Raw genomic sequence first — 20,122 nt, forward strand, 5'->3', positions numbered from 1 at the left:
TATGACCACTTTGTTTATCAAAGCCTGTGCTGCCGCTCTGATTCTGGGCGGTAGCGGCCTGGCGATGGCCGCCAACGACGGCCAATCCCGGGCTAACGAATTGCTCAGTGCGGACAAGCAATACCGCGAAACCTGGCAAAGCGTGGTGAAGAAAGAACAGCGCCTGCCGGAATGGGTGATGAACCTGTCCGGTACGGCCGAACAAATGAATGCCGTGGAAGAAGATGGCGACAAATACCTGGTCGGGCCACTCTGCGAGACCGCAGACACGTGCCTGAACAAGCGCCTGATCGTCGCCTTCAGCTACGACAAGGAAGACGCCTACGCCATGTTGGTTGAAGTGCCGGCCGGTTTGCCGGCAGACAAATCCCCGACGCGGCACGCCGATTACCGTTTTATCGGTAAACCGAACGAAGGCATGAAACAACTGCTGATGGAACAGCTTAAGAAAGATCCGAATTGGTACTAGGTTCCGTCTGACGCATCTGTCGTCAACGGAGCCGGCGTCCATAGAAAGAGGCCCCTTTGCTTCTTTCTGTCTGCATCACTCGCCAAGAGTGATGCATGACCAGGGGGCCGGGTTGCTCTGATCGATTCGGATCGGCGTGACCTACGGGTACAGGGAGTGCCTGCGCAAGGGCCGGGTCAGGCGAAAAGCTGCGACGCAAGTTCACAAGTCCTCAAGCTTGATGAACTTGCGGCGGGCTTATCGCGCGCATTAACCCTCTTTTATGTCGCCCATAGTCGCTATTTTCTATCTCGCCTCTTTCTAACTATTACTTGGTGTGTCGGTGCGACCTTCTATCTAGAAAATTATGCTCGCGCTATAGGACTCTTCGGACGCCAACCCCATCTAATTCCAGGCATTTTTGCCAGTAGCTCACAGACGTCCAACATCTCTGAGCGAGCCGCTAGTGGCCGGTTCACGGCATATTCACCGGGTTGAATGGCGGAATCGAACTGACCGTTCAGACAACTATTTTCAAAAAAAGCCATGCCGATTCGGCATAGGGTAGGCGTTTACGGCATTAGACGTCGCCCCCTTGCATGGGAATAGTTGCGCCTTTTTTCGCCTGCCAGTAAGCCATTTCGGCCACGCTGCGGTGACCTTCTACGGAGGCAGATGCACACACTTTTTCGCTTCCGAGCGTTCCAGATGGCGCATTTGCCTTAAGTCCACTTGAAGTAAGGGTAATGACATGAAGAAGGCAAAGCTAAGCCTCGCCTGGCAGATCCTCATCGGTTTGGTGCTGGGGATCGCAATCGGTGCAGTGCTCAACCATTTCAGTGCTGAAAAAGCTTGGTGGATCAGCAATGTGTTGCAGCCGGCGGGCGATATCTTTATCCGCCTGATCAAGATGATCGTGATCCCGATTGTGATTTCCTCACTGATCGTTGGCATCGCCGGCGTGGGTGACGCGAAGAAGCTCGGTCGCATCGGCGTCAAAACCATCCTTTACTTCGAAGTGGTCACCACCATCGCCATCGTGGTCGGCCTGTTGTTGGCCAACCTGTTCCACCCAGGCGCTGGCATCGACATGAGTACCCTGGGTACCGTCGATATCTCCAAGTACACCGCCACCGCTGCCGAAGTGCAGCATGAGCATGCGTTCATCGAGACCATCCTCAACCTGATTCCTTCGAATATCTTCGCCGCCGTCGCCCGTGGCGACATGCTGCCGATCATCTTCTTCTCGGTGCTGTTCGGCCTCGGCTTGTCGAGCCTCAAGCCGGAACTGCGCGAGCCTCTGGTCACAATGTTCCAGGGCGTCTCCGAGAGCATGTTCAAAGTCACCCACATGATCATGAAGTACGCCCCGATCGGCGTATTTGCCTTGATCGCGGTGACCGTCGCCAACTTCGGCTTCGCCTCGTTGCTGCCGCTGGCCAAGCTGGTGATTCTGGTTTACGTCGCCATTCTGTTCTTCGCCTTCGTGGTGCTGGGCCTGATCGCTCGCCTGTTCGGCTTCTCGGTGATCAAGCTGATGCGCATCTTCAAGGATGAGCTGGTACTGGCCTACTCCACCGCCAGTTCCGAAACCGTGCTGCCGCGCGTCATCGAGAAGATGGAAGCTTACGGCGCGCCGAAGGCCATCTGCAGCTTTGTGGTACCGACCGGCTACTCGTTCAACCTCGACGGTTCGACCCTGTATCAGAGCATCGCGGCGATCTTTATCGCCCAGCTGTACGGCATTGACCTGTCGATCGGCCAGCAACTGATGCTGGTGCTGACCCTGATGGTGACCTCCAAAGGTATCGCCGGTGTGCCGGGTGTGTCCTTCGTCGTCTTGCTGGCTACCCTGGGCAGCGTGGGCATTCCGCTGGAAGGCCTGGCGTTCATCGCCGGTGTCGACCGTGTGATGGACATGGCGCGTACCGCACTCAACGTGATCGGCAACGCTTTGGCCGTATTGGTCATCTCCCGTTGGGAAGGCATGTACGACGACGCCAAAGGCGAGCGCTACTGGAACTCCCTGCCGCACTGGCGCAGCAAAGAGGCCTCGCCAGCCACCCAAGCCACCCGCGGCTGATAGCCCGCGGCGTGAACACAAACCCCGGAAAATTCCGGGGTTTGTCGTTTCTGCCAGCCCCGCTATCATTCGCCCCATCTTTCGGGGGATTCAACAGATGCTTAATGGCCTGTGGCTTGGCTTCTTTGTCGTGGCAATGGTGTCAGCACTGGCGCAATGGCTGATTGGCGGTAATGCCGGGATTTTTGCGGCGATGGTGGAAAGCATTTTCGCCATGGCCAAATTGTCGGTGGAAGTCATGGTGCTGCTGTTCGGCACCCTGACCTTATGGCTGGGCTTTTTGCGCATCGCCGAAAAAGCCGGGATTGTCGACTGGTTGGCCAAGGCCCTCGGCCCGCTGTTTCGCCGCCTGATGCCGGAAGTGCCGGCCGGCCACCCCGCCATTGGCTTGATCACCCTCAACTTCGCCGCCAATGGCCTTGGGCTGGACAACGCCGCCACGCCGATTGGCCTGAAAGCCATGAAGGCGCTGCAGGAACTCAACCCGATCCCCAACACCGCCAGTAACGCGCAGATTCTGTTCCTTGTGCTGAATGCGTCTTCGCTGACGCTGTTGCCGGTGACCATCTTCATGTACCGCGCCCAGCAAGGCGCAGCGGACCCGACGCTGGTGTTTCTGCCGATCCTGCTGGCAACCAGCGCCTCGACCCTGGTTGGCCTATTGTCGGTGGCGGTGATGCAGCGCCTGCGGCTGTGGGATCCGGTGGTGCTGGCCTACCTGGTGCCCGGCGCATTGATCCTCGGTGGCTTTATGGCGTTGCTGGCGACCTTGTCCGCCACGGCGCTGGCCGGTTTGTCATCGATCCTTGGCAACCTGACGCTGTTCGGGTTGATCATGCTGTTTTTGCTGATCGGTGCGCTGCGCAAGGTCAAGGTATACGAGGCGTTCGTCGAAGGCGCCAAAGAGGGCTTCGACGTTGCCAAGAACCTGCTGCCGTATCTGGTGGCGATGCTGTGCGCGGTGGGCGTGTTACGCGCCTCGGGTGCGTTGGACTTCGGCCTTGAAGGCATTCGCCACCTGGTGGCGTGGACGGGCATGGACACGCGTTTTGTCGACGCGTTGCCGACCGCCATGGTCAAGCCCTTCTCCGGCAGTGCCGCGCGGGCGCTGCTGATCGAGACCATGCAAACCAAGGGCGTGGACAGCTTCCCGGCATTGGTGGCGGCGACGATTCAGGGCAGTACCGAAACCACCTTCTACGTGTTGGCGGTGTACTTCGGCTCGGTGGGGATCCAGCGGGCGCGGCATGCGGTGGGGTGTGCGTTGCTGGCAGAGTTTGCCGGTGTCGTGGCGGCGATTGCGGTGTGCTATTGGTTCTTCGGTTAAGGCTCACACCGCTTTCGCGAGCCAGCCCGCTCCCACATTCGAACGCATTTCGTCAGAATAAACGCGGTCAAATGTGGGAGCGGGCTTGCTCGCGAAGAAGCCCTCAGCGTTTCGCAGCACTTTGGCCCTGCTGCACCACCCAATCCACCACCTGCCTATTCAACTGATCCCCCGCCTGCCCAAACGCGGCAACCACCGCCGGCACTTTGGTGTCACCCACTGGCTGTCTCACCTCAAACCGGCGGCTGGCAATAATCCGTTGATCACTCCCGCGCACCAACCGCGCATCCAGGCGGATCAGCACTTCCACCGCGCTGCCATGGTACTCACTCTGAAACGCCTGCAATTGCCCGCCCAGCTCATAATCGGCCTGCAAGTTGGTCTCGTCGGTACTCAAGAGCGTCACCCGCCCATCGCGCTGGAAACCGTCCATGAACCGGTTGCGTAGCAACACCGGCGTCGGGTCGCTCCAGCGTGAGTTCGCATAGCTGCTGATCAGGTCACCGTTGGGCACCACGGCAATGCGCGGGCTGTCGAGAAACTCGCTGCTCTGCGGCTTGCTCACGCGCAGCGACCAGCTCACCGGCGCGCCTTGGGTGGTCGTCTGGGCCGAAGCCAGGCGGTACACGTCCGAAGGGTCGGGCTTGGGCAAAATCGAGCAGGCGCCGACCAGCACCAAGGCCACAGGGGCGATCAGTTGATAAGCGCGCTTCATGGCGTGAACTCCTTATTCTTGTCGCTACCCAGCAGGTAGCCGCTGGGGTTGGCTTCCAGGCGGCGGGAGATGGCGCGCAGCGAACCCAGGGTTTCGCGCAGTTCGCGCACGGCCGGCGCCAGTTCGTTGAGGCCCTGCATGCCGCTGTTCACCGAGTCCTTGTTATTGGTCAGTAAGGTGTTGATGGTTGCGGTGCTTTGTTCGAGCGATTTCATTGCCTGCTCGGCGCTGCCGAAGGCTTGCTTGCCTTGATCGTTCAACAGGCCGTTGGCGTTGCGCATCAGCACGGTGGTTTGCTCCAGGGCGGCAGTCGCCTGTTTGCTCACCTGCATCAATTGCTGCATCACCACCTTGATGTCACCGCGTTGCTCGGCGATGGCGCCAGTGGTTTGTTGCAGGTTGTCCAGCGTGTTGCTCAGGCGCTCGACGTTCTCCCGGGAGAACATGTGGTTGGCGTTGTGCAGCAGCAGGTTGATGCTGGTCATCAGGTCGTTGCTGTTATTGAGCAGGCGCGCGATCGGGGATGGTGAGGCGATGATTTCCGGCAGGTTGCCGTCCTTGCCCTTGAGCTCCGGGCTTTGCGGTGTGCCGCCGCTGAGCTGGATGATCGAGGTGCCGGTGATGCCGGTCAGGGCCAGCTTGGCCTGCGTGTCTTCCTTGATCGGCGTCTGCCCGGCCAGGCGGATACGTGCCAGTACGCGGCGCGGGTCGTTGGGGTCCAGGCGCAGGCTGGTGACGTCACCCACCTTGATCCCGCTGTACTGCACCGAGCTGCCTTGCGACAGGCCGCTGACCGCCTCGTTGAACACCACTTCATAATCCTGGAAGGCACTGTCGACGCTGGACTTGGCCAGCCACAGGCCAAACAGCATCGCGCCGACCACCACGATTACGCTGAACAGACCGATCATCACATGATGGGCTCGGGTTTCCATGTCATACCTCGTTGAGCGATTGAGCGGCATCCAATGCCGCGCGGCCGCGGGGGCCGTGGAAATATTCGTGAATCCAGGGGTCGTTCGTTTCCGAGACGACATCAATGGCATCGGCCACCAGCACTTTCTTCTGCGCCAGCACCGCCACACGGTCGGTGATGGTGTACAGCGTGTCGAGGTCGTGGGTGACCAGGAACACGCTCAGCCCCAGCGCATCGCGCAAGGTCAGGATCAGTTGGTCGAATTGCGCCGCGCCAATCGGGTCGAGGCCGGCGGTGGGTTCGTCGAGAAACAGGATGTCCGGGTCCAGCGCCAGGGCTCGGGCCAGGGCCGCACGCTTGATCATGCCGCCGGAGAGCGACGCCGGGTATTTGTCGGCCGCCGACAGCGGCAACCCCGCAAGGGCAAGCTTGACTGCGGCCAGGTGCTCGGCATCGGCGCGGCTGAGGCCCGCGTGCTCGATCAGCGGCAGGGCGACGTTTTCGGTGACGGTCAGCGACGAAAACAGCGCGCCCTTCTGAAACAGCACGCCAAAGCGTCGCTCCACCTGTGAGCGTTGCTGTTCCGGCAGGCTCGGCAGGTTCTTGCCGAACACCCGCACCTCGCCTTCGCTGGGCCGGCGCAGGCCGACGATGCTGCGCAGCAACACCGACTTGCCGCTGCCGGAACCGCCCACCACCGCGAGGATCTCGCCTTTGTATAAATCCAGATCGAGGTTCTCGTGCACGCTCTGGCTGCCAAAGCGGTTGCACAGGCCGCGCACTTCGATCACCGCCTCGGTGGGCGCTCGGTGTAGACGACTCACCAGCCCATCTCCATAAAGAACAGCGCGGCAACCGCGTCCAGCACGATCACCACAAAAATCGATTGCACCACGCTGGAGGTGGTGTGGGCGCCGACCGATTCGGCGCTGCCGCTGACCTTGAAGCCTTCGAGGCAGCCAATCGCGGCGATCAGGAAGGCAAAGATCGGCGCTTTCACCATGCCCACCAGAAAATGTTGTACACCGATGTCCGATTGCAGCAGCGAGAGAAACATCGCCGGTGAAATATCCAGTGCCACCGCGCACACCACGCCGCCGCCGACAATCCCCGAGAGCATCGCCAGAAAGGTCAGCATCGGCAGCGACACCAGCAGCGCCATCACGCGCGGCAACACCAGCAGCTCCATCGGGTCCAGGCCCAGGGTGCGGATGGCGTCGATTTCTTCGTTGGCCTTCATCGAGCCGATTTGCGCGGTGAAGGCACTGGCAGTGCGGCCGGCGATCAGGATTGCAGTGAGCAGCACGCCAAATTCACGCAGGAAAGAGAACGCCACCAAGTCCACGGTAAAAATGGTTGCGCCGAAACTCTTGAGCACCGTAGCGCCGAGAAATGCCACCACTGCGCCGACCAAGAAGGTCAGCAAGGCCACGATGGGGGCGGCGTCGAGGCCGGTCTGTTCGATATGCGCGACCATTGGCGTAATGCGCCAGCGCTTGGGGCGCAAGATGCCGCGGGCAAAGGTTTCCAGGATCAAACCGATAAAGCCGAGCAGCTTCTTGCTGTCTTGCCACACGGTGTCCACCGCGCGGCCGATGCGCGCCAGCACCTGGATACCGGCGGCCTCTTCCGGGGCTTTGTCCGGCACACAAAAATCATTCAGCGAGCGGTAGACGGTCTTGAGCAGTGCGCGGTCGGCGGCGGACAAGCTGCAATCGGTCTGTTCGGCCGATTGCTCGATACGGTCGGGCCCCAGCAGCTCAACCAGCAGCGACGCGCCCGCGGTATCCAGGGCGCCCAGGCCGTTGAGGTCGATGCGTGCGCCGGCGTCGTATTGGCCGTCGAGTGTGGCCGACAGCTGCTTCAGGTTTGCATAGTGAGCAAGCGTCCAGTCCCCCGTAATCCTGAGTAACGGAGGAGCGGTGGTCGTGTCGAGATGGGCGGCGCCCGCCGTAGTACTGGTGGTCATAAGCTCCGAGCTTGTTTGGCTATCCAGAATTCCTACGTAATAGCACGATACGGCCTACTTTGGCGTGTCCGTTTGTGCTGTGTCAGTGACTTTGAAGCGCAGCACGCCAATGACCTGTCCGTCCTCCGTCAGCACCCGCACTTGCCAGCGGCCTACCGCATCGGCGGGGAAGTTCTGCTTGTGCGTCCAGGCGCGGTAGCCTTCGTCGCGCCCGCCGTGAATATCCAGGGCAATGCGGTCGACCTCTTTGCCGTTGAACTTCCACACATGGTAAATCCGCTCATCCAGCCCGCGCGGCGCGTTGATCGCGGTGTAGGCGTACAGCCCGCCACTGCGCAGTTGGGCGGCGGTGACTTCCTTGAGGTCATCTCCGGGCGTCCGGTCCTGCAGTTGGGTGCTGATCGCCACTTCGGTCATCCACAGCGTGGCCGGCGGTACCCACGTGCGCAGGAACCAGCCGGCGCAGCCGATGGCGGCGGTCACCCCCAGCAGCATCGCCCAACCTTTGAAGCTGCGCAGCGGCAAGCTGACCGCCAGGCTCGGGATCGACAGCGCCATGGCCACACCCAGCGCCAATTTGTAACTTTCAGCGGTGGTCAGGTGCAGGATGATCGGCAGCGCGGTGAGCAGCGCGGCGAACAAGGTCAGTGTGTGCAGCGCCAGGAACAGCGAGCGTTTCGGCGCCAGCCATTTGTAGTACAGCGGGTCGGTGATCGACACCAGTGCCGCCGCGCCGAGCAGGCCGGTGAAAACCGACTGGCCGCTGTTCCAGGTGGTGGTGACGAAAAAGAAGGGCAGCACAAAAAACAGACTTTCCTGGTGGATCATCTGGGTGGCGTAGCGCAGCAGGGGTTCGGGGATTTCGCGTTTGAAGACCTTGGCGAACAGCTGGGTGAAGCTGTTTTCCAGCATCAGCCACAGCCAGCTCACCAGCATGATCACGGCGATCCAGCTGGCCATGCCCTGTTGGCGATCCACCAGCATGAAACTGCACACACCCGAGATAAAGCCGCCGAGTGCGATGACCCCAGGGTAGCGCTTGATCAGGACGAGAATGCGCTGGATAAGGGGCGGCAGCTTTGGCATGAGCGATCCACAATGTGTGTAGGAAAAAACCCAGACAGAATAGCGTCTTAGCCCTGTGTTCGGTGCCTCATTACGCGATCCGTTTGCGATAAAGCCGCAGGCCGCCCAACACAATGGCGATCAACCCGAGCACACCCGCGCCGATCCAGGTCAGGCTGTCGTAGCTCAGCAGCGGTTTTTCGATACGCCAGTAACCCGCCTGGTCAAACAGTTGGCGCATGGCCTGGTTGGCCTGCTTCAGGTTGACGGCCTTGATGCGTTTGACCGGGTCGCTGAAGTGGCCGTCGGCGTAGTCGCCGGATGCACTCCAGTAGTAATCGGCCAACGCACTGTTGCCCTGCACGGCCCACGCCTGGCGCGCGATGGCAGCTTGCTGCAGGCGGGCGAAGGTGGCCGCGTCGAGGCCGTCCTTGAGCAGTTGCGCCTTGAGCGCTTGCAGCACCTGTTCGGCTTGCGGCAGGTTTTCGCGCTCAAGGTCGGCATTCAGGCTCAGGAAACCGACGCCGCCGAGCACTTCACGCTCGCTCCAGGGGCCGTAGGACAAACCGTGCTTGAGGCGCAGTTGGCGGTACAGCGCCCAGTCGAGGTAGTCCTTGAGCAGGTCGTAGGTTTCATCATGCTGGTCGTCCAGTACCGGTTCCGGGAACAGCCAGTGCAGTTTGGCGCTGTCACCGATCCAGCCGTGGATCAGGTCGCGATGGCTGGCGGCGGCGTGCTGGATTTCCGGAAGTGGCAAATGCTCGCTCGGCTCGATCGGATCAAGTTGGCCGTAGGTGCGTTCCAGGTAGGCCGGCAGCAGTTTGTCGAGGTCGCCGACAATGATCAGGGTCATGTTGTTGGGCGCATACCAGTTTTTGCGCAGCGCTTGCAATTGATCGCGGGTCAAGTGGTCGACCTCGGCGCGTTCAGCGCACTTGAGCCCTAGCTCGACGGCCAATTGGTTGCTGGCGGTGTGGCCAAGGTCCTGGCGGTCGAGCAGGCGTTGCAGGTGCGAGTAATGCCCGCCGTCTTCGCGTTCGACCACGCGCTTGGCCGCAGTGATGTTGGCGTCGGTCAGTTCTGTGCGAGTGATGATGGCCAACAGCAAATCCAGCACTTTGCGCTGGTTTTGCGCGGGCGCTTCAATCACGAAAGTGGTGTCGGCGTTGCTGGTGTAGGCGTTCCAGTCGCCGCCCAAGGCCTGCATGCGTTCTTCGAGGTCGCCTTCGCCGCCGCCATCGATGCCACTGAACAACACGTGTTCGAGCAGGTGCGGCAGCTCTTTTTCTTCACAAGGGAAGTCATCCAGGCCTACGCCTACCACCAGGCGGATAGCCACGTGCCCGCGCTCGGTGCCCGGTTTGAGCAGCAATTGCAGGCCGTTGGGCAAGGTGTAGCCCTCGACTTGCAGGCGGTCAAAGGCAAAGGTATGTGCCGAGCCCATGAGCAGGCAGGCGAATAACAGGCGACGCATAACAGCTTCCTGGCGAGTGAGATCCACTGTTAACTGACTTCACTCACCGTCGTACGTTCAGGGTGAATGGGTGATGTCGGCGATATCTTCGGCCGAGAGTGCGCCGGTGTCGGACGTTTCGAGCACGACGTAGGCGCTGCTGCAGAACAGCGAGTTGAGACGTTTCATGTCGGCAATCAGCTCCAGGTGCAGGGAACTGGTTTCCAGGCTCTGTACGATCTTGCGTTGCAGACGGCTGACGTGGGCGTGAGCCAAGCGGCGTTCCTGAGCGCGGAAGCGGCGCTTCTCGCGCAGCAGTTGGCGGGCGCTTTCCGGGTCGGCACTGAGGAACACCGACAGGCCCAGACGCAGGTTGGCAATCAGCTGGGTATGCAGGCCGGCCAGCTCCTCCAGGCCTACTTCGGAGAACTGCCGACGTTGCGAGGTTTTCTGCTGCTGGACTTTGCGCAGCATGCGCTCGATCAGGTCGCCAGCCAGTTTCAGGTTGATCGACAGTTCGATGATCTCGGCCCAACGACGGCTGTCCTGTTCGCTGAGGTCTTCACGCGGCATTTGCGCCAGGTAAAGCTTGATCGCGCTGTACAGGGCTTCAACGTCGTCACTGAGGCTGCGCATTTCCTGAGTGATGGCGGTTTGCTTGCCGCGCAACACTTCGAGCATTGCGGTGAGCATGTTGTCGATCAGGTCGCCCAGGCGCAGGGTTTCGCGCGCGGCGTTGGCCAATGCCAGGCTTGGGGTGTCGAGTGCGGCAAGGTCGAGATGGCGCGGTTTGGCTTTGCCGTTGGTCTCGGCTTGTTCCGGCAGTAACCAGGCGCACAAGCGCGCCATTGGGCCGATCGTCGGCAGCAGGATGAGGCAGCGGCTGACGTTGTAGAGCAGGTGGAAGGTAATGACCATGCCTTGGGCGCTGTAGTCCAGGCCGTCCATCCAGCCTACGAGCGGGTCGAGCACCGGGATGATCAGCAGCAAGCCGATCAGTTTGTACAGCAGGCTGCCCAGTGCCACTTGCCGACCGGCCGCGTTTTGCATGCTGGTACTGAGAAACGCCAGCACGCCACTGCCGATGTTGGCGCCGATCACCAGGCCGATGGCCACGTGCAGGCCGATCACGCCCGCCCCGGCCAGGGTTGCCGTGAGCAGTACGGCAGCCAGGCTGGAGTAGGAAATCATCGCGAACAATGCACCGACCAGGGCATCCAGCAGGATGTCGCCGGTCAGCGAGGCAAACAGCACTTTGACGCCTTGGGCATGGGTGATGGGCCCGGCGGCTTCGACAATCAGTTGCAGTGCCAGAATGATCAGGCCCAGGCCGATGCCGACGCGGCCCATCTGCCCTGCTCGCGTCTGTTTGCGCGACAGGAAGAAAATCACCCCGAGAAAAATCAGCAGCGGCGACAGCCAGGACAGGTCAAAGGTCAGCACGCGCGCCATCAACGCTGTACCGACGTCGGCACCGAGCATGGTCGCCAAGGCAGGCGTGAGCCCCATCAGGCCCTGGCCGACAAAGGATGTCACCAGCATTGCCGTGGCGTTACTGCTTTGCACCATGGCCGTCACCAGGATACCGGCGACAAACGCCAGCCAGCGCTTGGACATGTTCTGCCCGATGACTTGGCGCAAGTTGGAGCCGTAGACCCGCAAGATGCCGGTACGGACGATATGCGTGCCCCAGATAAGCAGGGTCACGGCGGAAAGCAGATTGAGCAAGGTCAGCATGCTCGGCCCCCCGTGTGGGTTAGCTCAAAAAGAGCAAATAAGAATTGCCGCGTGCCGCTCTACGTCTTGTACTTAAGCTGTAGTTGGCGAATGGGCTGCGCGCCAGCATCGCATAGCTAAAGTCGTGTTTGAAATAAAACTGTCATGAAATCAGTTTTTTGCAGATGAAAAAAAGGGGCTCGAAAGCCCCTTTTCAGCAGCGGGTCGGTGTTATTGACCCGGAATGTCCTTGCGCAGTTTCACTGGATCCTGCTGTTTCTTCTTTTTCGCGATGGCGGTGCGCATCTTGATATTGATCGCTTCCACCGCCAGCGAGAACGCCATGGCGAAGTAGACGTAGCCTTTTGGCACGTGCACGTCGAAGGATTCGGCAATCAGCACCGTACCCACTACCAGCAGGAACGACAGCGCGAGCATCTTCAGCGACGGGTGCTTGTCGATGAATTCGCTGATGGTGCCGGCAGCCAGCATCATCACCAGAACGGCCACCACGATCGCTGCCACCATCACCGGCACGTGAGAAACCATGCCAACCGCAGTAATCACCGAGTCCAGCGAGAACACGATGTCGATGATGGCGATCTGAATGATGGTGTAGATGAACTTGCCGCCGGCGCCTTTCGGCTCGTCGTGGGTTTCGTCTTCGCCTTCCAGTGCGTGGTACATCTCCTGGGAGCTTTTCCACAGCAGGAACAGGCCACCGAAGAACAGGATCAGGTCGCGGCCGGAAATGCCTTGGCCGAAGACCACGAACAGGTCGGCGGTCAGTTGCATGACCCAGGTGATCGACAGCAGCAGCAGGATTCGCGTGACCATGGCCAGGGCCAGGCCGAAGATCCGGGTGCGCGCCTGCATATGCTTGGGCATGCGGCTGACCAGGATCGAAATCATGATGATGTTATCGATGCCCAGGACGATCTCGAGGGCCGTCAGGGTGAAGAAGGCAATCCAGATTTCCGGATTGGTCAGCCATTCCATGTGTATTCCTTTGAGCAAATGTTAAACCGCGCAAGCTGCAGCGCCGCGCGGGTGAGTGGGTACGATTATAGAGTGCTGAACAGCGGAAAAATCCCCATCAGCAAAGCGGCGAACATTATGCACAGGCATACCAGCACTGCCCACTTGAGGGTAAAGCGTTGGTGATCGCCAAATTCGATACCGGCCAGGGCTACCAGCAGGTAGGTCGAAGGGACCAGCGGGCTGAGCAGATGCACGGGTTGGCCGACGATAGACGCGCGGGCCATTTCCACGGCAGTGATGCCATAGTGGCTGGCGGCTTCGGCGAGTACCGGCAGTACGCCGTAGTAAAACGCATCGTTGGACATGAAGAAAGTAAACGGCATGCTCACCAGCGCGGTGATCACCGCCAGGTAAGGGCCCATGGCTTCAGGAATGACCGCCAGCAGGCTTTTGGACATGGCGTCGACCATGCCGGTGCCCGACAGGATGCCGGTGAAAATACCGGCAGCGAAGATCAGCCCCACCACCGCCAGTACGCTGCCTGCGTGGGCAGCGACGCGGTCTTTCTGCTGTTGCAGGCACGGGTAGTTGACGATCATCGCGATGCTGAACGCCACCATGAACAGCACTGGCAGCGGCAACAAGCCGGCGATCAGGGTGCACATCAGGGCAAAGGTCAGGGCGCCGTTGAACCAGATCAGCTTCGGACGACGAGCATCCGGGAACTGCGACACGCTGATCTCGCTGTGGTCGATCTCGTCACCCTGCAGGTGCAGTTCGCCCAGGCGCGCTCGTTCGCGTTTACCGTACATATAAGCAATCGCCAGGATGGCCACGACGCCGGCGGCCATGGCCGGGATCATCGGTACGAAAATATCCGAGGGGTCTACGTGCAGCGCACTGGCGGCGCGGGCGGTCGGGCCGCCCCATGGCGTCATGTTCATTACGCCACCGGCGAGGATGATCAGGCCGGCCATGATCCGCGGGCTCATGCCGATGCGCTGGTACAACGGCAGCATGGCGGCGACGCAGATCATGTAGGTGGTAGCGCCGTCACCGTCGAGAGACACCACCAGTGCCAGCACGGCGGTACCGACCGACACTTTCAGCGGGTCGCCCTTGACCATCTTGAGGATCTTGCGCACGGCCGGGTCGAACAGACCGGAGTCGATCATCAGGGCAAAGTACAGAATGGCGAACATCAGCATCACGCCGGTCGGCGCAAGCTTGGTGATGCCCGCAAGCATCATCGGCCCGATCTCGGGTGCAAAGCCACCAAACAGGGCGAACAGGATGGGCACGATGATCAAGGCAATCAGCGCGGAAAGGCGCTTGGTCATGATCAGGAACATGAACGTGATGACCATGGCAAAGCCAAGGAAAGTCAGCATAGGAATACTCCAGGCGTAGCGCGGCTAGGGAATGGCGAACCGGTTTGGGGTCAGCGCAGTACGAAAGGCACGTGGCGTACGGGTGGAGTTGGAGCGAAAAGGCAAGGACGAGCGGACATCGGGAATCACCATTGTTGTTGTTAACAGCCGGTCTGTTGCCGACAGTGGTGGCGATCCTAGACGTGGAAGCTTTCAGCCAGCTTTCGCTGTGTAATCAGATGATGAGAGGTTTTTCTGGTTCTTCTGTAGGGCGAGTTAGCTTGTGTGGGGCGAATTATGGAAGCTCCAGGCCCCCCGCCGCTTTGTGCAGCGCCCTCAGGTGCTCGCCCACCTGTTTGAGATTGGCTTCACACGCGGCAATTTCGGCGGCGCGGGAAGGTTCGAGCAGCACCCTCACCTCTTTATCCAGATCGCCGGTCAAAGATTGCAGCTGCTTCTGGCGCTCGGCGCTTTCCGATTCCAGGCGTTTGGATTCCGACGGTTGTGGCAGGCCGTAGCCACTGCTGCCCAGTAGCTCCGCCGGGCGGCTGAGGAAGCCGCTGTTGGCGAGGATCTGTTGCAGGGTGTTGTTGGCTTTTTCCATGCCGCCGTTTTTCAGCTCGCGAGCACCGAGGTAGCGTTGTTTGACTTCGTCCTGGGCCAGCATCAGCTGTTTGCGATAGCTCGCCTGTTCCAGCAGCAACAGCGCGGCGCTGGTGCGCAGGTCGGCCTGGCTGAACCATTGGCGGCGTTCTTCTGCGCTGAGGGACAGCCAGTCTTCGACCTCGGTCTGCTTGATCGGCAAGTGTTTGCGCAGGACATCGAACATCGCCTGGTAACGCTCGCGGAACGAGTCGAAGTGATAACCCAGGCGCAGTGCCTCGCGTTTGTCCTTGAGGACGCTGGTGTCGGCCAGGCCGCGTGCACTGAGCACTTCCAGCAGGCCGTTGGGGGTGATGTTGTCCAGCCCGGTCAGCTGTGGGTTGGCGCTGCCACTGCGCAGGAGTTTGAGGCTTTCGACCGCGCAGTTGTTGGAGATGAAGAAGTAGTTGCCGTCGTAGCTCCAATGCATTTCGGCGGCATGCTCGACGGTGTCGTTGATCTCTTGGCGGGTGAGTTTCAGCGGTACGGATGCCAGCCCGCGCAGTTCGGTCTTGGTGTATTCGTCGATGACTTGGGCCAGGGGCAGCACGAACAGGCGTGACGGGTATTTGCCAACCAGGCCATCCCAGCTCGACAGCTGTACGTCACCGACAAAGGCGCGGTAGGACAGGACCAGGTGTTGGTCCAGGTCCAGGCGGCAATCCGGGCCGCGCGGGCGACCGGGCGCGCAGATCACCAGGCGCAACATGCTGTGGCCCCAGCGGCTGACCAGGTTCTGATTGGCTTCGGCCAGCAGGTAGTCGATTTCGTACACGCGCTCCGGATCGATCTGGCCCAGTGGCGTCTTGGCGAAATCGTTGCCTGCATTCAGGAAGGCGTAGGTTTTGGCGCAGGTGTCTTGCTCGGGCGGCGCCCAGCCGAAGTGTTCCTTGTAGTAGCGAAACAGCGCGGGGCGACGGCAGGCGTAGCTCGGGTCGAGCAGGAAGTACTCCATGTTGACCGCCACGAACTCCAGCGGGCTGGTGGTTTCGTAGATGTCCGGGCTACGGGCAACCTGGTGGTTGTGTTGTTCACGCTCGCCGCGACGGCCCACGTATTGCGGCCAGCCGGCGAGGTCCAGCAGGCGCGGGTCGTCACTCAAGGTAAAGCGGCGATCATTCTGGCCACGGCATTGATCGGGCAGGCCGATCAGGCCGGTGATGTTGTTCTGGCGGCTACACCGCTGGATGAGCGCGCGGTCGTCTTTGGACCACAGGCGCGCACGGTCATAGATGTGGGTCAGCTCATGCAGCACGGTGGCGAGCATTTCGCGGCGCACAGTGCCGTGTGGGCGATTGGTTTTTTGGGTGGCGGCGCTGCCGTCGGTCAGGCTGGCGAGCAGGTTCTGATTCAGATCAAGCTCGGACACCAGTGAGGCCTGACCATAGGCGTTTTCAGGCATTTTGTCGGTCCAGCCGACATCGATGCGTCGGTCCAGTTGCTCGACAAAGCGCGGCGGCAAGGCGCGCATCGCTTCATCAAGCAATGCCTGGCTGGCCTGCTGTTCGGCCGGGCTCAAGCCATCGGTCTTGAGCCGCAGTTGCAGGCTGGCCTGGGCTGCGCCTGCACAGAGCAGCACAGTCCCGGCCAATAGCCAGGCGACCAGGCGCCTCACAGAGCGAGGATGGCTTCGGCGAGCGTCTGGTCACTGGCATCGCGAGCTTGCGGCACGCGGGTTCGCAGGGTGTCAAAGGCGGCTTCCAATTGCGCGCCACGGATCTCGCCATTGGTGGCGACGAAACTAGCGGCGTCGTCGTGGGCTTCGCGTACGACTTTGGAGTCGCGTATGGACGTGGTGGTGTCCGAGGTGAAGTCAATGGTGCGGGCCGAGGCACGCACGACGATGTTACTGGTGGCCTTCAAGGTTTGCGCGTGGGCGACATCGGCCAACAACAGCAGGCCGAGAGCGGCGGCGATCAGCGGGCTACGCATGGAATAACTCCAAAATACAAAGATGATTATTGGACGAGAATTGCTTGCGCCAGTTCAAGGTCGCTTGCATGAAGTTTTGGCTGGGTGCGGCGCAGATAATCCAGCGCGGATTCCAGACGAGCGCCCCGCCATTGGCCGTCAGTGGCGATAAAAGCGGCAGCGTCATCCTGGGCGGCCATTACCAACTTTCTGTCAAAGGGCGCTGACGTCACCTTGCTGGTGGCGTAGGCACTGATGACGGTGCTCTGGGTGGACACATCAAAGGCCGAAGCCAAGGGTGACCAGCAGACGGAAAATAATACGGGAACGATCAACAGGCGGTATGAAAAAACCATGAGACTCGACAACTGAAAGCGAGCGCCAAGGCTAGCGCAACGCCCGGGCGAGAGCCAGCGCTGACACATCAGGTAGCAGCTGGCGCGCTTTTATGTCGATCTGCGTCAGATAGCCAGGATCGCTTGGGCGAGCTGCGTGTCACTCGCGGCATTCAGTTGCGGGGCTTGTTGGCGGATCTGGGCCAGGGCGCTTTCCAGCTTCACGCCACGGATGGCACCTTCGCTGGCAACGAAGCTGGCGGCGTCATCGCGAGCGGCCTGGACGACCTTGTTGTCACGCAGGGAGGAGGTAGCATCCGAGCTGGCATCGGAGGTGGCTTTCAGCGCGCCGACGATCGAATCGGTGGTCACGATAAGGCTGCTTGCGTTGGCATTGGCAGCCACGGCCAACAGGGCTGCAGCACTCAGCAGGCGAAGACGGGACATGGAATGACTCCTGTAGATGAACAAATAAAGCGGCGCAAAGCGGCCACCGTGAAACCGACGTTGTTGCAATTGAGCATCAGACGTCGGTTCTACAAGGTTCGCCACGTGATGACGCGATCTTAAGCTGCCGTTTATCTATTCGGAAAGCCTCACAGCGGTTTAGTCGCGCCAGAACGGTTTGGACAGCTCGGCGATCCGGTCGCCCTGGCTGATGCCTGCGTCCGACAGCTCCCGAGCGCTGAGTTGGGCCAGTTGTTGGCGCTCATAGGCCTGTTTAGCCCATCGAGCCAGGGCACTGGCGGTACGAATAAGCAGTCGTTTACTGGACGAGGCGCGCATGGGGATGGCCTTTCATGAGGGAGTGAAACTCCATGGTGGGCGCGTCTTTGATACCAATACAGATACACCAAGTCTAAATTGTACTGCTTAACTGTAGTATTTTTTAAACTGTACTGGTCGCGAAACAGCTCATCTGTTTAGCGATGCAAGAACCGAAATCCAGAAACAGCAAAGCCCGCCTCCGGTTACCCGGGGCGGGCTTTGCTTTGACAAATCAGGGTGCTGGCAGTGGACCCGGTGGGTCAGGGCCAGCGGGCGCCAATTAGCGCCAGAACGGCTTGCTCAGCTCTTCGTAGCGTTGAGCTTCGCTGATACCGGCGTCAGCCAGCAGACGCGAATCCAGACGAGCCAGTTGATGGCGGCTGGAGATGCGGCGCTGCCACAACATCAGGTTGGCGAGAACGCGCAAAGGCAGGGAAGCCTGGGTGTTTACAGCTTTTTCTTCGAAGAACAGATCGGAACTGAGTGTACGTTCCATGATGACATCCTTCCGCTTGTGGCGGGATTAGGTAGTGGTTTAACTGATGCCAATGATCCTCCTCCGGCGCAAGACTCTGTAGATACAGTTCACCTGTATTGTGAAGGGCCAGTTAACTGTTTATACCCGCTGTACTGTACGGAAATGGGGCAACTGTACCTGTCCGCACTGAAACAGTGCGAAATAGGCGATTTAGGTGATATATGTAGGAATATTCGGTGGGAAATGACCGGTACAGCAGTACAGTTTTTTGCAGAACTGATGCGGGTGCGTTCGAGCTGATGCAACTGTGTGCATCAGCTCGAAGCTGTATCGATCACGCCTTGAGCATATGCCCGGTTTCTTCCAGGTTAATGTGCCAGCTCAGTGCCTCGCGCAGGATATGCGGGGTATGCCCGCCGATAGCACAGGCAGCATTGAAGTAGTTGTTCAGCGCATCGCGGTACGCCGGATGCACACAGTTGTCGATGATCACCCGGGCCCGTTCCCGTGGCGCTAGGCCGCGCAAGTCGGCAAGGCCAATTTCGGTGACCAGGATGTCGACATCATGCTCAGTGTGGTCCACATGGCTGACCATCGGCACGACGCTGGAGATGGCGCCGCCCTTGGCGATCGACTTGGTAACGAAGATTGCCAGGTGCGCATTGCGCGCGAAGTCCCCGGATCCGCCAATACCGTTCATCATCCGCGTGCCACATACATGGGTGGAATTGACGTTGCCGTAGATGTCGAATTCCAGCGCGGTATTGATGCCGATAATGCCCAGGCGACGCACCACCTCAGGGTGGTTGGAGATTTCCTGTGGGCGCAGCACCAGCTTGTCCTTGTAGTGCTCCAGGTTGCCGAACACGTCGGCGTTGCGCCGTTGCGACAAGGTAATCGAGCTGCCGGAAGCAAAGCTCAGCTTGCCCGCATCGATCAGGTCGAAAGTCGAATCCTGCAGGACTTCCGAATACATCGTCAGGTCTTCAAACGGCGATTCGATCAAACCGCACATCACTGCGTTGGCAATGTTGCCAATCCCGGCCTGCAGCGGGCCGAGCTTGTTGGTCATGCGACCGGCGTCCACTTCCTGTTTGAGGAAATTGATCAGGTGATTGGCGATGCCTTGGGTATCGGCGTCCGGCGGCGTCACGGTGGACGCGGAATCAGGCTGGTTGGTGATTACGATGGCGACAATCTTTTCCGGCGGGATCGGAATCGCGGTGCTGCCGATGCGGTCGTCGACCTTGACCAGCGGGATTGGCGTGCGCGTCGGCCGGTAGGTTGGAATATAAATGTCGTGCAACCCTTCCAGGTTCGGGTTGTGCGCCAGGTTGATCTCAACGATCACGTGCTTGGCGAAAATCGCAAAGCTGGCCGAGTTGCCCACGGAGGTGGTCGGCACGATATGGCCTTGCTCGGTAATCGCGACGGCTTCGATCACGGCAATATCCGGCAGCTTGAGCTGGTTGTTGCGCAGTTGCTCGACGGTTTCCGACAAATGCTGATCGATAAACATCACCTCGCCGGCGTTGATCGCCTTGCGCAGGGTGCTGTCGACCTGAAATGGCATGCGTCGGGACAGCACACCGGCTTCGGTCAGTTGCTTGTCCAGGTCATTGCCCAGGCTGGCGCCGGTCATCAGGGTGATTTTCAGCGGCGAAGTCTTGGCGCGTTCGGCCAGGGCGTGAGGGACGGCCTTGGCTTCACCGGCTCGGGTGAAGCCGCTCATGCCGACGGTCATGCCGTCCTCGATCAGTGCGGCGGCGTCTGCCGCGCTCATGACCTTGTTCAACAACGAAGGCAAGCGGATACGATCACGGTACATGAATTGTTATCTCAGGCTACGGAAGCAAGGTGGGCAGTGTAGTGATTTCAAAAAAATTCGGCCCGCTACCATGGTCGAATGCCAGGCGGCGATTTAGAGCCTTTGGTCGGGTTTAAT

Annotated in this window: 19 protein-coding genes; 3 read left to right on the forward strand and 16 right to left on the reverse strand. The window is 60.1% G+C overall.

Translation table 11 applies throughout. From position 1 onward, the window contains the following. Position 1 precedes the first annotated feature (1 nt). The 3 genes from AACW30_RS31330 (at position 2) to AACW30_RS31340 (ending at position 3,858) form a co-directional block, all read left to right on the forward strand. On the forward strand, positions 2-469 hold the full coding sequence (locus AACW30_RS31330; RefSeq protein WP_119741338.1) for an inhibitor of vertebrate lysozyme family protein: 468 nt from the start codon (positions 2-4) through the stop codon (positions 467-469). A 730-nt stretch (positions 470-1,199) separates the two neighbouring features. Beyond that, a complete protein-coding gene (gene gltP, locus AACW30_RS31335; protein ID WP_106576047.1) occupies positions 1,200-2,531 on the forward strand; it encodes a glutamate/aspartate:proton symporter GltP in 1,332 nt (443 codons plus the stop codon). 97 nt (positions 2,532-2,628) lie between these two features. Next, positions 2,629-3,858, forward strand: coding sequence for a nucleoside recognition domain-containing protein (locus tag AACW30_RS31340; RefSeq protein ID WP_106576048.1), 1,230 nt, complete (start codon positions 2,629-2,631; stop codon positions 3,856-3,858). A gap of 103 nt (positions 3,859-3,961) precedes the next feature. Here the strand turns inward: AACW30_RS31340 and AACW30_RS31345 are convergent, their stop codons facing one another. The 16 genes from AACW30_RS31345 to AACW30_RS31420 all read right to left on the reverse strand — a co-directional run bounded on the left by AACW30_RS31345 (position 3,962) and on the right by AACW30_RS31420 (position 20,005). Then, on the reverse strand, positions 3,962-4,573 hold the full coding sequence (locus AACW30_RS31345; RefSeq protein ID WP_119741340.1) for an ABC-type transport auxiliary lipoprotein family protein: 612 nt from the start codon (positions 4,571-4,573) through the stop codon (positions 3,962-3,964). Then, positions 4,570-5,508 carry an MlaD family protein gene (locus tag AACW30_RS31350; protein WP_119741342.1) on the reverse strand — a complete coding sequence of 313 codons (939 nt, stop codon included), beginning with the start codon at positions 5,506-5,508 and terminating at the stop codon, positions 4,570-4,572. Before AACW30_RS31350 ends, AACW30_RS31345 begins: the two co-directional genes overlap by 4 nt. Position 5,509: 1 nt before the next feature. After that, entirely contained in the window at positions 5,510-6,313 is an 804-nt protein-coding gene (locus AACW30_RS31355) for an ABC transporter ATP-binding protein (protein ID WP_106576051.1), read from the reverse strand. After that, a complete protein-coding gene (locus AACW30_RS31360; protein WP_179610089.1) occupies positions 6,310-7,458 on the reverse strand; it encodes an ABC transporter permease in 1,149 nt (382 codons plus the stop codon). The genes AACW30_RS31355 and AACW30_RS31360 overlap by 4 nt, the downstream gene beginning before the upstream one ends. Before the next feature lie 54 nt (positions 7,459-7,512). Continuing rightward, positions 7,513-8,544 (reverse strand): DUF5924 family protein, encoded by a 1,032-nt coding sequence (locus AACW30_RS31365; protein WP_106576053.1) that lies wholly within the window; start codon positions 8,542-8,544, stop codon positions 7,513-7,515. 70 nt (positions 8,545-8,614) lie between these two features. Next, positions 8,615-9,997: a M16 family metallopeptidase gene (locus AACW30_RS31370; protein ID WP_106576054.1), complete on the reverse strand. Its 1,383-nt coding sequence runs from the start codon at positions 9,995-9,997 to the stop codon at positions 8,615-8,617. A gap of 57 nt (positions 9,998-10,054) precedes the next feature. Next, on the reverse strand, positions 10,055-11,713 hold the full coding sequence (locus AACW30_RS31375; RefSeq protein WP_106576055.1) for a Na/Pi cotransporter family protein: 1,659 nt from the start codon (positions 11,711-11,713) through the stop codon (positions 10,055-10,057). A gap of 210 nt (positions 11,714-11,923) precedes the next feature. After that, positions 11,924-12,691 carry a TerC family protein gene (locus AACW30_RS31380; RefSeq protein ID WP_106576056.1) on the reverse strand — a complete coding sequence of 256 codons (768 nt, stop codon included), beginning with the start codon at positions 12,689-12,691 and terminating at the stop codon, positions 11,924-11,926. Between the two features lie 65 nt (positions 12,692-12,756). Next, complete coding sequence (locus tag AACW30_RS31385; RefSeq protein ID WP_106576057.1) at positions 12,757-14,064, reverse strand: CitMHS family transporter; 1,308 nt, start codon at positions 14,062-14,064, stop codon at positions 12,757-12,759. A 274-nt stretch (positions 14,065-14,338) separates the two neighbouring features. Beyond that, positions 14,339-16,300: a DUF7844 domain-containing protein gene (locus tag AACW30_RS31390; protein ID WP_106576058.1), complete on the reverse strand. Its 1,962-nt coding sequence runs from the start codon at positions 16,298-16,300 to the stop codon at positions 14,339-14,341. Next, complete coding sequence (locus AACW30_RS31395) at positions 16,297-16,617, reverse strand: DUF2388 domain-containing protein (RefSeq protein ID WP_106576059.1); 321 nt, start codon at positions 16,615-16,617, stop codon at positions 16,297-16,299. Before AACW30_RS31395 ends, AACW30_RS31390 begins: the two co-directional genes overlap by 4 nt. 26 nt (positions 16,618-16,643) lie before the next feature. Next, positions 16,644-16,952 carry a DUF2388 domain-containing protein gene (locus AACW30_RS31400; RefSeq protein ID WP_106576060.1) on the reverse strand — a complete coding sequence of 103 codons (309 nt, stop codon included), beginning with the start codon at positions 16,950-16,952 and terminating at the stop codon, positions 16,644-16,646. Between the two features lie 105 nt (positions 16,953-17,057). Continuing rightward, positions 17,058-17,378 carry a DUF2388 domain-containing protein gene (locus tag AACW30_RS31405; protein WP_106576061.1) on the reverse strand — a complete coding sequence of 107 codons (321 nt, stop codon included), beginning with the start codon at positions 17,376-17,378 and terminating at the stop codon, positions 17,058-17,060. Between the two features lie 159 nt (positions 17,379-17,537). Beyond that, positions 17,538-17,717 (reverse strand): DUF1127 domain-containing protein, encoded by a 180-nt coding sequence (locus AACW30_RS31410; RefSeq protein ID WP_119741354.1) that lies wholly within the window; start codon positions 17,715-17,717, stop codon positions 17,538-17,540. A 262-nt stretch (positions 17,718-17,979) separates the two neighbouring features. Then, positions 17,980-18,195, reverse strand: coding sequence for a DUF1127 domain-containing protein (locus AACW30_RS31415; protein WP_003214752.1), 216 nt, complete (start codon positions 18,193-18,195; stop codon positions 17,980-17,982). A 316-nt stretch (positions 18,196-18,511) separates the two neighbouring features. After that, on the reverse strand, positions 18,512-20,005 hold the full coding sequence (locus tag AACW30_RS31420) for an acetyl-CoA hydrolase/transferase family protein (protein ID WP_200624194.1): 1,494 nt from the start codon (positions 20,003-20,005) through the stop codon (positions 18,512-18,514). Between the last annotated feature and the right edge of the window lie 117 nt (positions 20,006-20,122).

It is taken from the genome of Pseudomonas sp. MF6747 (assembly GCF_963890955.1).
Lineage (GTDB): Bacteria > Pseudomonadota > Gammaproteobacteria > Pseudomonadales > Pseudomonadaceae > Aquipseudomonas.

Bases quoted from the DNA above. Each gene is read 5' to 3' on its own strand.
- AACW30_RS31345 (WP_119741340.1), bottom strand. From the start codon at position 4,573: ATGAAGCGCGCTTATCAACTGATCGCCCCTGTGGCCTTGGTGCTGGTC.
- AACW30_RS31420 (WP_200624194.1), bottom strand. From the start codon at position 20,005: ATGTACCGTGATCGTATCCGCTTGCCTTCGTTGTTGAACAAGGTCATG.
- AACW30_RS31340 (WP_106576048.1), top strand. From the start codon at position 2,629: ATGCTTAATGGCCTGTGGCTTGGCTTCTTTGTCGTGGCAATGGTGTCA.
- AACW30_RS31370 (WP_106576054.1), bottom strand. From the start codon at position 9,997: ATGCGTCGCCTGTTATTCGCCTGCCTGCTCATGGGCTCGGCACATACC.
- AACW30_RS31410 (WP_119741354.1), bottom strand. From the start codon at position 17,717: ATGCGCGCCTCGTCCAGTAAACGACTGCTTATTCGTACCGCCAGTGCC.
- AACW30_RS31400 (WP_106576060.1), bottom strand. From the start codon at position 16,952: ATGGTTTTTTCATACCGCCTGTTGATCGTTCCCGTATTATTTTCCGTC.
- AACW30_RS31405 (WP_106576061.1), bottom strand. From the start codon at position 17,378: ATGTCCCGTCTTCGCCTGCTGAGTGCTGCAGCCCTGTTGGCCGTGGCT.
- AACW30_RS31415 (WP_003214752.1), bottom strand. From the start codon at position 18,195: ATGGAACGTACACTCAGTTCCGATCTGTTCTTCGAAGAAAAAGCTGTA.
- AACW30_RS31350 (WP_119741342.1), bottom strand. From the start codon at position 5,508: ATGGAAACCCGAGCCCATCATGTGATGATCGGTCTGTTCAGCGTAATC.
- AACW30_RS31385 (WP_106576057.1), bottom strand. From the start codon at position 14,064: ATGCTGACTTTCCTTGGCTTTGCCATGGTCATCACGTTCATGTTCCTG.
- gltP (WP_106576047.1), top strand. From the start codon at position 1,200: ATGAAGAAGGCAAAGCTAAGCCTCGCCTGGCAGATCCTCATCGGTTTG.
- AACW30_RS31360 (WP_179610089.1), bottom strand. From the start codon at position 7,458: ATGACCACCAGTACTACGGCGGGCGCCGCCCATCTCGACACGACCACC.
- AACW30_RS31395 (WP_106576059.1), bottom strand. From the start codon at position 16,617: ATGCGTAGCCCGCTGATCGCCGCCGCTCTCGGCCTGCTGTTGTTGGCC.
- AACW30_RS31380 (WP_106576056.1), bottom strand. From the start codon at position 12,691: ATGGAATGGCTGACCAATCCGGAAATCTGGATTGCCTTCTTCACCCTG.
- AACW30_RS31330 (WP_119741338.1), top strand. From the start codon at position 2: ATGACCACTTTGTTTATCAAAGCCTGTGCTGCCGCTCTGATTCTGGGC.
- AACW30_RS31365 (WP_106576053.1), bottom strand. From the start codon at position 8,544: ATGCCAAAGCTGCCGCCCCTTATCCAGCGCATTCTCGTCCTGATCAAG.
- AACW30_RS31375 (WP_106576055.1), bottom strand. From the start codon at position 11,713: ATGCTGACCTTGCTCAATCTGCTTTCCGCCGTGACCCTGCTTATCTGG.